This window comes from Nocardiopsis oceani (genome assembly GCF_054777395.1).
This window is the reverse complement of sequence record NZ_BAAHAR010000037.1, coordinates 14,484-27,850: the sequence shown is the minus strand read 5'-3', so window position 1 is coordinate 27,850 and position 13,367 is coordinate 14,484. Positions and strand designations below refer to the sequence as shown.

The window sequence follows — 13,367 nt, the reverse complement described above, 5'->3', positions numbered from 1 at the left end:
TCCGAGAGGACTCCACCCCATGCAGTTCACCGAAGAACAGCTGTCGCTGGCCGAGGCCATCCGCGGCTATTGCGCTCAGAACACAGCGACCGTAGCCCAGCGGGACGCCCTGACCGGGAACGGGACGCAGACCACCTCGCGGCAGACACTGGCCGATATGGCCGAGCTCGGCTGGCTGGGGATTTCCCTGCCCGAGAAGTACGGCGGGCAGGGCGGGACGTTCGTGGACGAAGTGGTCTTCCTCGAGGAGAGCTCCCGAGGCCTCGCCCCGGTCCACGCCTACTCAACCGGGCTGACCGCCGCCCAGACCTACCTCAGGTGGGGCAGCGAGGAGCAGAAGGCCAGCATCTGCACGAACCTGGCAGAGGGCCGGCTGGAAGCGATCTCCCTCTCTGAGCCGAACACGGGGTCGGACTTGGCCGGGGTGCGCTGCAAGGGTGTCCGGGACGGGCGCGATTACGTCATCAACGGCCAGAAGACCTGGTGCACCGCTGCGCACCTGGCCGAGCACGTCCTCCTGCTGGTCCGGGAAAGCTCCTCGGGCACCCGGCATGAAGGACTGACGCTGCTGATGGTGCCCACCAGCAGCCCGGGGCTGGACATCGTGCCGATCGAGACCATGGAGCCCCGCACGGTCAACGAGCTGTTCTTCAAGGACGTCCGTGTCCCGGCCTCCGCCGTCGTCGGGAAGTCCGGGCAAGGCTGGAAGCAGCTGATGCGCGGGCTGAGCGTGGAACGCCTGATCATCGCCGCCATGAGCCTGGGCGCCGCCCAGCGTTCCGTGGATGACACGGTTGCCTATCTCCAGGAACGCGAGGCCTTCGGTGTGAAGCTCGCGACGTTCCAGGCGCTGCGCCACCGGGTGGCAGACCTTGCCACCGATATCGCGATGGCCAGGTCCTTCGTCTACGACGTGGCGGCCGAGATCGACGCCGGGCTCGAGGACTCCCTGGCCTCCAGGTCGGCCATGGCCAAGTCCCGGTGCACCGACATAGCCCAGCACGCCGCCCTCGAGGGCATCCAGATGCACGGCGGGAACGGCTTCACCCGCGAGTACGGCATGGAGGGCCAGCTGCGTGCCGCCATCGCCCCGCGAATCTACGGAGGCGCGAACGAGGTCCAGCGGGACATCATCGCCAAGGCCCTGCTCGGTCGCCCCTGATCGCAGACCGGAACAACTGACAGGAGCGAGATCATGACCTCCCACCCCTCCCCATTCCGCCCGGACATCCTGGCCGGACAGCGGATCCTCGTCACCGGCGGCGGCACCGGGCTGGGCCGCGGCGTCGCCCGCCACCTGGCCGAGCACGGCGCCGAGGTCCATCTCTGGGGCCGCCGTGAGGCTGTCCTCGAGGAGGCTGCGGACGAGGCATCGGCGTCCGTTCCCGGACGCGTCCACTTCCAGGCCGTGGACGTCAAGGACCATGACATGGTCGACGCCGCCATGGAAACCCTGTGGAGCGGGTTCGGCCCGCTCACCGGGGTTATCAACAATGCTGCGGCGAACTTCATCGCCCAGACCAAGGACCTCAGCCCCCGCGGGTTCGACACTGTCTCCTCCACAGTGATGAAGGGCTCTTACCACGTCACGCAAGCCGCCGGGAAGCGGTGGATCGCACAAGGGCTGAAGGGCAACGTCCTGTCCACCCTGACCACCTGGGTCTGGACTGGCTCGGCCTTCGTGGTCCCCTCAGCCATGGGTAAGGCCGCAGTGAACGCCATGACCATGTCCCTGGGCGTGGAGTGGGCCAAGTACGGGATCCGCATCAACGCGGTCGCCCCGGGCCCGATCCCCACGGAGTACGCCTGGGAGATGCTCAACCCCACGGAGAGCTCCTCCGCCGGGGCCACCCAGTTCGACAGCGTCCCGGCCGGCCGCCCCGGCACGGTCGAGGAATTGGCCAACCTGACGATTTTCCTGCTCACCGACGCCTGCGATTACATCACCGGCCAGACCATCGCGATGGACGGAGGGCAGATGCTCGCCGGCCCCGGCACCTTCGCCGGCTTGACCTCCATGACCGACGAAGACTGGGCCGAAGCCCGCGAGAAGTCCCGGGCTGCCACGGAGGCCTCCAAGGCGCAGCGAAGCGTGTAGCCCGGTAGTCGTCGCCGAAGAAACCATCCGTCCCCTGACTGGAGTCTCGATGTCCCCTCCCACTGTTCGCACCTACGAGGACTCCGCCGTCGTCGTCGCCGGCGCCTCCTCCGGAGTAGGGCTGGCCTCCTCTCTGGGCTTCATCGATGCCGGGGTGACACGGATCGCCATGCTTTCGCGTTCCTCGGAACGGGGCATCGCCGCGCGCGATACCGTGCGTGCACGCAACCCCGAGGCGACCGTCGAGTTCATCCCGGCGGATCTGAACCATCCCGATCAGGTTGCCGAAGCCATCGAGTCAGCCCACCGGAAATTGGGGGCCATCGACGTCATGGTCAGCTCCGTGGCGGCGTCCTACCGGCCGGAGCTGCTGCACATGGTCGACCCGGCGGAGTTCGCTGCGATCGTCAACGGGCAGGCCCTTCCACCCATGTATCTGACCCGGGCCGTCCTGCCGATCATGTCGGAACAGGGCGGGGGCAGCATCGTCAACATCGCCTCGGATGCCGCCAAGGTTCCGACCCCGGGTGAGTCCGTCCTCGGCGCAGCCATGGCGGCAATCGTCATGTTCAGCCGGACAGCAGCCATGGAGGCCAAGCGCAACGGGATCCGGGTCAATGCGGTCACGCCCTCCCTGATTTCGGGAACCGCGACGGCGGAGCGGGTCCTCAGTGACGGCTTCAGCAAGTCGCTTTTCGAGAAGGCGGCCCGGATGGCGCATCTGGGAGTCGCCGAGCCAGACGATCTCGCCGAGCTCGTGGTCTTCCTCGGAGGGCCCGCGTCGGCCCGCCTCACCGGGCAGGCCATCAGCGTCAACGGCGGTATCTCCGCCGGTTGAGCAACTACCCATCGGCACGGATGAAAGGCGGGGTCCCCATGGCCTCCATTTCCAATCGCTACACCCAGCTCACCGGCATCGACCATCCCATCGTCCAGGAGGGCCTCGGCCCGTTCCGCACCCCCAAGCTCGCCGCGGCGGTGTCCGAAGCCGGTGGCTTGGGCACTGTGTCCATGCCCGGCATGCCGCTGGACATCGATGCCGGCGCCCGCACCTTCCGCGAGCACATCGAGGAAGCCGCGAGCCTCACCGACCGCCCGTTCGCCGTGAACATCCCGGTCGGCGTCGACCACAACGGAGAAGTGCTCCCCTTCACCGACACCTACATCAAGACCGTGCTCGCCGCCCGGAAAGCGGACGAGACGCTGGCCCGCCAGCTGCGGGTGATCACCACCTCGGCGGGATTCCCCGGCCCCTACATCCAGGCCGTCAAGGACGCCGGAATGATCCACCAGCACAAGGTCGGTTCCACTCGGCAGGCCGTCAAGTCCGCGGAAGCGGGGATCGACGTCGTCATCGCGGCGGGCTTCGAGATGGGCGGACATGCCCCGAGCAAGGCCGTGCACACGTTCGTCCTGGTTCCCAGCGTCACAGAGGCCGTGGACGTGCCGGTCCTGCTCACCGGTGGTGCCCGCGACGGCAGGGGCCTGGCCGCCGCCCTGGCCATGGGGGCCGACGGCGTGGCGATGGGCAGCCGATTCATCGTCAGCCAAGAGAACTCCGACTGGCACCCGAACTACGTCCAGGCCCTGCAGGACGCGCGCGAGGGCGACGACGTCGCCTTCGACGGCGTCTACGGTCCCTGCCGCGGGCTGCGCAACAACGCCTCGGACAGACTGGCGGCCCGTAGCGGCCACGGGCCGGACGGCTCCGATGAGAAGCTCAGCGAGGTGGACCTCATGCGCTGGAAGATCGAGTCGATGCAGCTGTCCCAGACCGCCGGGGATGTGGAAAACGGACTGGTCCTGGCCGGTCAGGTCTCCTCTGCCCTGACCGAACTCATCCACGTCGCGGAATTCGTCCCCGCCATGGCCGAAGAGGCCGCCAGCATCCTCCGTGGCCTGGCGTCCCGTATCGACACCGCTGTGGCCGTCGATTGAGCGGTCCCCACCAGAGCCGAACGCCGGGGCGAGGCCGACAAGAAGGCAGACATGGACTTCGGAATGACGGAAACGCAGCAGGAGCTGCGGGACATCGTGCGGGCCTTCGCCCGTGACCGATTGGCCCCCGGGTACTTGGAGCGCGCACGATCGACCCGCTTCGACTGGGACCTGCACCGCCGCATCGCGGAACTCGGCGTCTTCGGCCTCTTGGCCGGCGAGGAACACAATGCCCTGCCGACCGAGGACTTCGTCGCCGTCGGGCTGGTGATCGAGGAACTGGCCTACGCGGACTTCAACATGGCCAATGCAGCCATTCCGGTGATGCTCATGGGCTCGCTCCTGGCCCGGCACGGCAGCCCGCGGGTCAAGGAGGAGTACCTGTCCCGGCTCGTCGACGGCAGCATCTACGTGGCACTGGGGCTCACGGAACCCGAATGCGGGTCCGATGTCAGCGCCATCACCACCACGGCCGAGACCACCGGGGACGGCTACGTCATCAGCGGTGAGAAAACCTCGGTGACTATGCTTCCCGGAGCCGAAGCGATCATTCTGGTGGCCCGAACCGTGCGGAGCGGGCAGGACGTGGGCGCTTCCGCTTTCCTCGTGCCACTCGACGCGCCCGGAATCTCCAAGGCACCCATTGAAGACCCCGGCTGGAAACCCCTGGGACGCGGGGTACTCCACCTCGACCGGACCGCCATTCCCGCCGATGCTCTCTTGGGACAGGAGGGCCAGGCTTTTAGGCAGGTGCTCAACGGCTTCGACTTCACCCGGCCGCTACTCGCCCTGACCGGAATCGGCTGCGCACAGGTATCCATCGACGAGACGGTGGAGTACGTCAGCCAACGCACCACCTTTGGGACGCCGCTGGCCAAGAACGAGGGCGTCTCCTTCCCCTTGGCCGAGCATGCGACGCACCTGCAGGCGGCGCGACTGCTGTGCTATTCGACGCTCTGGCACCGGACGGCCGACCGGCGGCACACCGCTCTCGCCGCGATGACCAAGTGGTACGGACCCTCGCACGCCAGCCAGGCGATTCGGGAATGCCTACTGCTGCACGGCAACTTCGGCTACAGCAGCGAGTTCCCCTTCGAACAGCGGCTGCGGGACGTACTTTCCGTCGAGATCGCCGACGGCACCGCCCAAATCCAGAAGATCATCATCGCCAGGGAGCTGTTCGGTCGGCAGTTCGTGCCCTACGGCACATGATGGCCCGAGGAAGGCGTGCCCCAGCCGGCGTTCACCGCCCGGAGGGCCGCGACCAAAGCTGCCGGCTGATCCAGCATCGGGGCATGGCCGGCGCCGGGCAGATCCAGACAGATCCCGCCCGCGGCCTCAATCAATCCGTGCACTGAAGCGGACACCATACCGAGTTCACCCCGCAGGTAAGCCAGTCGACCTCCGGGGCTCGGCATTGTGGTTCGCATCCTGGCCTTGCCATGGAAGATCCCGGCGTCGAATTTCCAGGTCCAACCTCCCGGAACCCGGCGGATCGAGCTGCGGGCCACATGGTCGCGCACGTCGGGCAACGAGGCCTGCACGGGGATTGGCCGGAAGCGCTCCACCGCCTGCTCCAGGCTCGGGTAGAGGCGGTGCCGGGAGACGAAGGCACCCGCCTCCGGTAGCTGTTGGGCCTCCGAACCGCCGATCGGCGAATCGACCACGATCGAACGGACTACCCCGGATTCCGCCTGCTCCCGCAGGTACAGGGTGATCAGACCGCCCAGGCTATGACCGACGACGGTGCAGTCCTGGCCCAGCCCGGCAGCGCGTCGGACTTCCAGCACCTCGGCGCCCCACGTGTCTATGTCGTAGCACGCCCGGTGGTCGCTGTCACCGTGACCGGACAGATCGAGGGCCACTACCCGGCCGCGCGCCGCCAGGAGCGGGCCGATGTGGTCCCACCAGCCGGAGTGGGCGCCGCCGCCGTGCACCAGCAAGACGTCCCCGCTGCCGGCTTCACCCCACATCCTGAAGGCGATCCGTGCCCCCTCCACTCTGACGGTGCCGCGGTCGGGACGCCGGTTCAGTGCCTCCACGATCCAGCCCGTCGTCGAGACGCTTGATAGCCCGACGTTTTCCTCCTCGTCTTCACCTTCGTCCCGCGTTACCGGCCCGGAACCGATCGTGGTCATGGCGTTCCTCTCCTCGGTGGGTCCGACCCTTCGACGGACCTTGAAGCATCGTGCGGCGGCCGTGCAGCTGACCCAACGTTCGACATTCGTGGAAACTTAGTCCCCTCCATTGACAAATATTAGCCGCCGACGGATCGTGGGGGAAGGACGCACCGCATACCCGCAGTCGATGGTGGAGGGATACGTCATGGACACCTTGGATCCCACAGCGCTAGCGGTTCTGGAGCGCGCCGCGCAGGACCCGGTGGCTTACGCACAGAGGTGGAAGGACCGCACCGGCGGCAAGGTGATCGGTTCCTTCCCCATGAACTTCCCCTCTGAGCTGGTCCACGCCACAGGTGCGTTGCCGGTCATCGTCCAAGAGAGCCGGACCCCGATCACCGAAGGCCGCAGCCTCTTGCCGGAGTTCTACTGCAGCTACACCCGCAGCGTGGCCGACCAGGCCGCCATCGGTGAACTCGATGTCTTCGACGCCTTTGTGCTGGTAGACCACTGCGTCCAGCTGCTCGGGGCCGCTGACGTCATCCGCTGGGCGAAGCGCGAGACACCCATGCACTTCGCCCAGTTCATCAGCTCGATGGACGACCCATGGAGCCGGGAACAGGTGGAGGACAAGATCGGTGCCATGCGGGAGGAGGTCGAGGAGATCACCGGGGCCACCATCACCCCAGAAGCCCTCACCGCCAGCATCCGGGCCTTCAACGAGAACCGTCGCCTACTCAGGGAGTTCTTCGAGATGCGCCGCACCGGCCGGTTGCACATCCCGGCCCGTCGGCTCCAGGCCTTGGTGAAGTCCAGCATGGTGATGGACATCGAGGAGCACACCGGTCTGTTGCGGCAGTTGTTGGACCGTCTCGATCCTCGATCACCGGCCCCCGACCATCTGGTCCGGCTTCACCTGTCCGGCCACTTCTGTGCTCCACCACGTCCAGAACTGCTGGACCTACTCGAGGAATGCGACGTCGTCGTGGTCAACGACGACCTCTACCACGGCTCCCGGTACGTCTCGACCGATGCCCCGGAAGACGTGGACCCCTTCGCCGCCTTGGCCGCCTGGTACCTGGACCGCAACGTCTCCGCCCCATGCGGGACCCGCGTCCAGCGCAACGTGGACTGGCAGTCCTACCTGATCGACAACCTGGACGAGACCGGCGCAGAAGGCGTCATCACGCTCATGGCCAAGTTCTGCGAGCCCCTGATGCTCTACTACCCCGAACTGCGCAAGGCCCTGAACGCCCGCGAAATCCCCGAGCTGCTCATCGAAACCGAGCACGAGGGGTTGGCGACCGAGTCACTGCGCACCACCGTAGAGACCTTCGTGGAACGTATCCGCCGCCAGCGGAACCGCCAGTTCACCCCGGCCTGAACCGACCACACCCCACCTGACGGAACAGGAGCCATCCGATGTCTGCAGACCTCAACCACAGCACCAAGCAGTCCCTGGAAATGTCCGCAACCCGCCTCGTCACCCCGGATCCTCCAGACAAGTCGAACCGTCTGTCCAGCACGAAGATGGGCGGCCGAATGGTCAGCGAGTACTGGGACAATATCTTCAGTGCCCGCGAACGCGGCAAGACAGTTGTCTGGTACAACGGCACCGCCCTGAACCCCATCTTCCAGGCCGCCGGCCTGGAGTGGTGCCACGGTGAGGCATTCTCCGCCCGGCTGGCCGCCATGCACATGGAGGGACCGGCCCAGCAGGCCGGCGCCGAATACGGGTACATCGGCGAACTCTGTTCCTACGCCCGCACCCACTTGGGCTGCGCGGTGATGACCCAGAAGGGCATCACCGAGAAGCAGAACGGCATCGTCGGGATGGTCGAACAGGAAGAGCTCGCGGCCAAGCTGCCCTCCCCGGACTTCTTCGTGAATGCCTATGCGGGCTGCAGCACCGGCCAACAGTGGGACGCCATGACCTACCGGGTCTTCGACAAGGAACTCCCGATGTTCAATGTGTCCTTGCCGATGATCTGGGGCAACAAGAAGGACTCCGGATACCTGCGGGGCGAGGAGTGGGAAACCACCCCGCTCTACGTCGAGGAGCAGCTCAAGGAACTGATCAGCTTCATCGAATACCAGACGAAGCGGCCGTTCGACTGGGACGCGCTGTCCGAGAACATGTACTACATCAAGAAGGCCTCGGAGCTGCGGTTGGAGGCGATGGCACTGTGCGCCAAAGCCCCCACGCCGGCCACGTATTGGGACTGGGTCGCGAGCATCGCCCCGATCAACTTCCTACCGGCGAACCAGATGCTGGTGGATTACTTCCAGCGGGTCAAGGACGAGATCGAGCAGCGCATCCGGGACAACGTCTCCGCCGTGCAGAACGAGCGGTACCGCGTCTACTTCGACGGCATCATGAACTGGAACAAGCTGGGATTCCTGACCCGCAAGTTCGCCGAGTACGACGTCGCAGTGGTGGCCGGCCGCTATACCCACGATTCGTTCTGGCAGGAGCCGGACCTCATCGACCTGGACCGGCCCCTCCTGGGGATGGCGCAGCACTACTTGATCTGCCCCATCAACCACGGGCTGAAGATCATGGAAGAGCTGCTGCTGAAGCGTTGCGACGAGTACGCCATCGACGGCATCGCCTTCCATTCCACCCGTACGTGCCGGGCGATGACCAACCCCCAGCACGTCCTGGCTCGGACGGCCGAACGCGACCGCGGCATCAAGTCCTTCTTCTTCGAGGGGGATGTCGCCGACGCGTCGTTCTACAAGGACGAAACGTTGGAGAGCGGCCTGGTGGCCATGCTGGAGTCGATCGACCAGCAGCGCGCGAAGGCCTTGAGCGGCTCATCACGGCACACGGGGTAACTCGATGGGACGGGGAACCACAATGAAGTGGTACACGATGGGCGTGGACCTGGGGTCGACGACGGCCAAGGCCGCGATCGTAAACAACGACGGCGACATGATCTCCTCCACGGTGGTCCAGATGGGTGCGGTCAGCCGCCGGGCCGTCGGGGTGGCGATAGACCGCGTCCTCGGGCAGGCCGGCCTGCAACCCTCTGACATTGCCCGGACCATCAGCACCGGCTACGGTCGCCGTCTGGTGCCGTCGGTTGACAAGACCTTCACGGAGATCACCTGCCACGCGCGGGGCGCCGCCGCCCTGTCCCCGGGGGTTCGTCTGGTCATCGACATCGGCGGTCAGGACAGCAAGGCCATCGCCGTGGACGAGGAAGGACTGGTGGACCGGTTTGCCCTGAACGACCGCTGTGCCAGCGGCACCGGGCGGTTCTTCGACGTGCTGTGCCGAGCCCTGGAGGTTGACCTCGGCGAGCTCTTCGACCTGGCCCTCCAGGGGACGGAGAACCTTGAGGTGAGCAGTATGTGCGCCACGTTCGCCGAGACCGAGGTGATCTCCCTGTTGGCGCAGGACGCCGAACCCGCGGACATTTCCGCTTCAGTACACCGCTCCGTGGCGTCCCGGACGCTAGGACTCGTCGCCCAGGTCGGCAAGGCGTTCCCGGCGGTGATGACCGGTGGAGTGGCCAAGAACCAGGCCCTGGTGCAATTCCTCTCGGACTCCCTCGGCCAACAACTCGTCCTTCTGGACGATCCGCAGATCGCTGGCGCACTCGGCGCTGCACTGATCGCCCGGGACGAGCACCAGGGGAGCCTCAGCCTCGAGTCCGCCGACGTCGACGCGGACGCACAGCTGGTGGGCCAGCGCTCCGGAGGGGTGCGGGACTGCACCGGCTGCGACGGCCAACTGCACCGTGACCACCCAGCACACGGGAACAGCGGCCCCGTTCCCGTCATCCTCAGCTTGGACCGCCTCGCTGCCCCAGGGTCCAACGGCAGCTGAACGGACGACGTCGCCCCGTCCGACCGGAGTCGGGGCCGCCTCCGCAACCGCCTCGGTAGACTAGAAAACCATGACTAGCCCCACCGGAGCCGAAACGATCGCGGGGTCCTCACCACCCCGGCAGCCGCAGGCCAACCTGGCCCAAGGGAGCGCGCGATCCGTTCTCATGACCGTCCTGGGTGAGCTGGTGTGGCCCACGGGTGGAGCGGCGCGGACATCGGCGCTGCTGTATGTGATGGGCGGACTCGGCATCGAGGAGGCCAACGCCCGCCAGGCCCTCATCCGGGCGGCCGATTCGGGATGGATCACGTCGCACAAGCACGGACGCGAGGTCAGCTGGACCCTGACCCCCTATCTGGTGAGGGTCTTCGAGGAAGGCTCACAGCGCGTCTTCGACCTCAGTGAACCGTTTTCGGACTGGGATTCGCAGTGGTTGGTTCTGTTCATCACCGTGCCCCAATCTCAGCGCAGACAACGCAAACGGCTGTACAGCGACCTGACCTGGGTCGGCTTCGGCAACCCCTCCCCCGGCGTGTGGCTCAGTCCGCATGGTGAACGCCGCGGTCAAGTTTCCGAGGTAGTGGACCGCATGGGTCTGGCCGAATCGACTATGTCCTTCTACGGCCCCGTGGACGGTGTAGGGCTGACCGAATCGGAGATCGTCGCCAAGGGCTGGGATCTGGACTCACTCGCCGAGGACTACCGGCAGGTCTACGAGGAGTTCCGAGACCCGGCACCGACCAGCGAGGATGATCTGTTGTTCACTGAGATCCGGGCCGTTGGGCAGCTACAGCGATTCCCCTTTACGGACCCGCAGCTGCCCGAAGCCCTGTTGCCCGATTGGATCGGACGGACGGTCGCCAGCCACATCAAATCGCTCCGCCTTGAATGGGCTGACGCCGTCCGCGATCGGTGGGCGGCCATCAACCGCGGTCGGTACTGACTGCCTTAGGGAAAGCGGACCCGTGAATGTCGGGGCCATGGCGTTACGCGCCGCAGGTCTGCTCACTTCCAGACGGGCGATCCCGTTCGCGGTGGCGGGGTTGATCCGGTCCCGGGTCACGAGGTGACCGGTTCTTCGCCCTGCTTGTCCGAGTGCGTGGAGGCAACGACCTCCTCAAGCTCACCGGACTTGATCTGCTCCAGCAGGACGAACTTCTGGATCTTGCCGGTCGGGGTCTGGGGGTAGGCCTCGGTGAAGTACCAGCGGCTAGGGGCCTTATGGGCAGAGATGCGCTCCCGGCACCAATGCTTCAGCACTGCGGGGTCGGGGCGGGTGCGGCCGTCCCTGAGCCGGGCGACGGCGGCCACCTCCTCACCCCACTTCTCGCTCTCCACGCCGACCACCACCAGATCGACGAAGTCCGGGTGTCCGGCGAGGACCTCTTCGATTTCCCGGGGGTAGAGGTTCACGCCACCGCGGATGATCATGTCCTTGAGGCGCCCGGTGACCCTGAGGAAGCCCCGATCATCCATGGTGCCCAAGTCGCCCATGTGGAGCCAGCCGTCCGGGTCGATGGTGGCAGCAGTCTGGTCCGGGAGCTGATCGTAGCCGAGCATGTTCTGATAGCCGCGGGCACAGATTTCGCCCTGCACGCCCGTGGGCACGGTCTCCCCTGTGTCGACGTCGACAATCTTCATTTCCAGTTCCGGCAGGGCCTGCCCGACGGTCTGTGCCTGGTCCTCGGGCGAGTCAGTGACGCGTGTCTGATTGGTCACCCCATGCATCTCGGTCTGCCCGAACAGGATGCTGAACTGGCATTCCCAGCGGTCCATGACCCGCTTGACCAACGCTTCGGACACCGGCGCGGCCCCGGACATGATGGTCTGCAAGCTGGACATGTCCCGCGTGGCGGAATCCGGATGCTCAAGGACAGCCAAGAGCATGGTGGGAACCATGAGCGAGTGGGTGCCGCGGTAGGTTTCGAAAAGCTCCAAGGTCAGAGCCGGGTCGAACGCTGGCATGACCACATAGGTCCCCCTGGCGGAGATCGTCTGCAGCTCCGTGACCGCGCCACCGCCGATGTGGTACATCGGCATGGCATTGATGCACACGCCGTCCGGCCCCATCGCAGCGCGCTCGCCCACGAAGGCGGCCTCGTTCACGATGCCCTTGTGGTGCAGGATCGCCCCCTTGGGGAAGCCGATGGTTCCGGAGGTGTACTGAACCTGTACCGGATCGGTCGGGCTGACCTCGGGAAATTCGAGCGCGTGATCGCCCGAGTCCAGGAACTCGTCCCATTGGTCAAAGGTGACGAGGGTATTCAGCTCCGTGGCCTCGGGCAAGGCGGCCTGCACGACCGGCTCGAGGTCGGCACCCCGATAGGACCGCACGTAGAACAGGGCCACGGCACCCGACTGGCGAAGAAAGTACTTGAACTCGTGGGCCTTGTAGGCGGGGTTCGCCGCGACGACGAGCATGCCGGCCATGGCGACGGCCTGTTGCAGGATCACCCATTCGGCGCTGTTGGGTGCCCAGATGGCGATCCTGTCGCCAGGGGAGAAGCGGGTCAGCAGGGCGCGGGCGGCACGCTCGACATCCGCCAGGAACTCGGCGTAGGTCCAGTGTCGACGCTCGGCGGGATCCGGCACGGCATCAACCAAGGCCAAGTGCTCGGGTGCGCGCTCCGCCGCCTCCCGGAGCAGGTCCGGAAGCGTGATGTCACGGACACCCGTACTTTGCTCGGCTGGCCAGTATGACTGGGTCAACGGGGTGGTCATCGGTACTCCTTCGATGCTGCGGTGGATTCCACTCGGCCTGACGGACAGGTTGTCGGCTGGACTGGCGTCTTCGTCACGCCGGGCCACCGTTGGGCATGTCGAACACTCGCCGTGATGTCCATACATACGGTCAGACCTTTTAAATTGATTATGTGATCTGCCTCACCAGATTTCAAGGCATACCCCCACTTCGACCGACGGAGCACCGAGGGACTCAGCAGCCAGGGACTCCTGCGGGCATCCCGTGTGATGTAGCTAACATGATGGAATGGTACGACAGACTTTATAGCCTGACCAGACATTTGGTCCAACAATTTTCAACGCACTTCGCGCTGCCACACCCTTCGCCCCTGACCCGATGTGAGAGCTACGCGTTCGCGCCGCCCACCGCACGGAGCACCCGACGGTCGGATCGACGATGATCCCGGGCCAGACGCTTCCAGCAAGGATCTGACTCCGCTCGCACCGGGACCGAAGCCGACCCCCACCCCTGGCACGCCCCCATGCCGGGCACAGGGATCTGGCTCGCCAGCAGCGCGCCCGTGGCGTTGATGCCCGGAAGCCCGCCCTAGATCTCCGCATCCTCAGACCGGCCACTCGACCTCGCTACACACCTACAGCAAAAGAGCCATCACTCAAAGGGTCTGACCATTGA

11 protein-coding genes are annotated in these 13,367 nt (G+C 65.9%); 9 read left to right on the top strand and 2 right to left on the bottom strand.

The window, feature by feature from the left end; genetic code table 11:
* The first annotated feature begins 19 nt into the window (after window positions 1-19).
* The 5 genes from ACYVDG_RS21860 to ACYVDG_RS21840 are packed head-to-tail and all read left to right on the top strand — an operon-like array spanning window position 20 to window position 5,248.
* The gene (locus tag ACYVDG_RS21860) at window positions 20-1,162 is read left to right on the top strand and encodes an acyl-CoA dehydrogenase family protein (RefSeq protein ID WP_460756668.1); all 1,143 of its coding nucleotides are present in this window, start codon (window positions 20-22) and stop codon (window positions 1,160-1,162) included.
* Window positions 1,163-1,195: 33 nt separating this feature from the next.
* Window positions 1,196-2,098, top strand: coding sequence for an SDR family oxidoreductase (locus ACYVDG_RS21855; RefSeq protein ID WP_460756664.1), 903 nt, complete (start codon window positions 1,196-1,198; stop codon window positions 2,096-2,098).
* Window positions 2,099-2,147: 49 nt separating this feature from the next.
* The gene (locus tag ACYVDG_RS21850) at window positions 2,148-2,936 is read left to right on the top strand and encodes an SDR family NAD(P)-dependent oxidoreductase (protein WP_460756660.1); all 789 of its coding nucleotides are present in this window, start codon (window positions 2,148-2,150) and stop codon (window positions 2,934-2,936) included.
* 38 nt (window positions 2,937-2,974) lie between these two features.
* A complete protein-coding gene (locus tag ACYVDG_RS21845; RefSeq protein WP_460756656.1) occupies window positions 2,975-4,036 on the top strand; it encodes an NAD(P)H-dependent flavin oxidoreductase in 1,062 nt (353 codons plus the stop codon).
* Between the two features lie 51 nt (window positions 4,037-4,087).
* Window positions 4,088-5,248 carry an acyl-CoA dehydrogenase family protein gene (locus ACYVDG_RS21840; protein WP_460756653.1) on the top strand — a complete coding sequence of 387 codons (1,161 nt, stop codon included), beginning with the start codon at window positions 4,088-4,090 and terminating at the stop codon, window positions 5,246-5,248.
* Here the strand turns inward: ACYVDG_RS21840 and ACYVDG_RS21835 are convergent.
* A complete protein-coding gene (locus ACYVDG_RS21835; RefSeq protein ID WP_460756650.1) occupies window positions 5,236-6,174 on the bottom strand; it encodes an alpha/beta hydrolase in 939 nt (312 codons plus the stop codon). The two genes, ACYVDG_RS21840 and ACYVDG_RS21835, sit on opposite strands and share 13 nt — an antisense overlap.
* 169 nt (window positions 6,175-6,343) lie before the next feature.
* Between ACYVDG_RS21835 and ACYVDG_RS21830 the strand changes: the two genes are divergently transcribed.
* The 4 genes from ACYVDG_RS21830 to ACYVDG_RS21815 all read left to right on the top strand — a co-directional run bounded on the left by ACYVDG_RS21830 (window position 6,344) and on the right by ACYVDG_RS21815 (window position 10,934).
* Window positions 6,344-7,540, top strand: coding sequence for a 2-hydroxyacyl-CoA dehydratase subunit D (locus tag ACYVDG_RS21830; RefSeq protein WP_460756647.1), 1,197 nt, complete (start codon window positions 6,344-6,346; stop codon window positions 7,538-7,540).
* Between the two features lie 38 nt (window positions 7,541-7,578).
* Window positions 7,579-8,994: a 2-hydroxyacyl-CoA dehydratase subunit D gene (locus ACYVDG_RS21825; protein ID WP_460756643.1), complete on the top strand. Its 1,416-nt coding sequence runs from the start codon at window positions 7,579-7,581 to the stop codon at window positions 8,992-8,994.
* Window positions 8,995-9,016: 22 nt separating this feature from the next.
* Window positions 9,017-9,991, top strand: coding sequence for an acyl-CoA dehydratase activase (locus ACYVDG_RS21820; protein WP_460756640.1), 975 nt, complete (start codon window positions 9,017-9,019; stop codon window positions 9,989-9,991).
* Between the two features lie 70 nt (window positions 9,992-10,061).
* A complete protein-coding gene (locus tag ACYVDG_RS21815) occupies window positions 10,062-10,934 on the top strand; it encodes a PaaX family transcriptional regulator (protein ID WP_460756636.1) in 873 nt (290 codons plus the stop codon).
* A 116-nt stretch (window positions 10,935-11,050) separates the two neighbouring features.
* Here ACYVDG_RS21815 and ACYVDG_RS21810 read toward each other — a convergent pair whose 3' ends face one another.
* Entirely contained in the window at window positions 11,051-12,712 is a 1,662-nt protein-coding gene (locus ACYVDG_RS21810) for an AMP-binding protein (RefSeq protein WP_460756632.1), read from the bottom strand.
* Window positions 12,713-13,367: the final 655 nt, after the last annotated feature.

Excerpts from the sequence above, each read along its gene's own strand:
- ACYVDG_RS21860 (WP_460756668.1), top strand. The coding sequence starts at position 20 with ATGCAGTTCACCGAAGAACAGCTGTCGCTGGCCGAGGCCATCCGCGGC.
- ACYVDG_RS21855 (WP_460756664.1), top strand. The coding sequence starts at position 1,196 with ATGACCTCCCACCCCTCCCCATTCCGCCCGGACATCCTGGCCGGACAG.
- ACYVDG_RS21850 (WP_460756660.1), top strand. The coding sequence starts at position 2,148 with ATGTCCCCTCCCACTGTTCGCACCTACGAGGACTCCGCCGTCGTCGTC.
- ACYVDG_RS21845 (WP_460756656.1), top strand. The coding sequence starts at position 2,975 with ATGGCCTCCATTTCCAATCGCTACACCCAGCTCACCGGCATCGACCAT.
- ACYVDG_RS21840 (WP_460756653.1), top strand. The coding sequence starts at position 4,088 with ATGGACTTCGGAATGACGGAAACGCAGCAGGAGCTGCGGGACATCGTG.
- ACYVDG_RS21835 (WP_460756650.1), bottom strand. The coding sequence starts at position 6,174 with ATGACCACGATCGGTTCCGGGCCGGTAACGCGGGACGAAGGTGAAGAC.
- ACYVDG_RS21830 (WP_460756647.1), top strand. The coding sequence starts at position 6,344 with ATGGTGGAGGGATACGTCATGGACACCTTGGATCCCACAGCGCTAGCG.
- ACYVDG_RS21825 (WP_460756643.1), top strand. The coding sequence starts at position 7,579 with ATGTCTGCAGACCTCAACCACAGCACCAAGCAGTCCCTGGAAATGTCC.
- ACYVDG_RS21820 (WP_460756640.1), top strand. The coding sequence starts at position 9,017 with ATGAAGTGGTACACGATGGGCGTGGACCTGGGGTCGACGACGGCCAAG.
- ACYVDG_RS21815 (WP_460756636.1), top strand. The coding sequence starts at position 10,062 with ATGACTAGCCCCACCGGAGCCGAAACGATCGCGGGGTCCTCACCACCC.
- ACYVDG_RS21810 (WP_460756632.1), bottom strand. The coding sequence starts at position 12,712 with ATGACCACCCCGTTGACCCAGTCATACTGGCCAGCCGAGCAAAGTACG.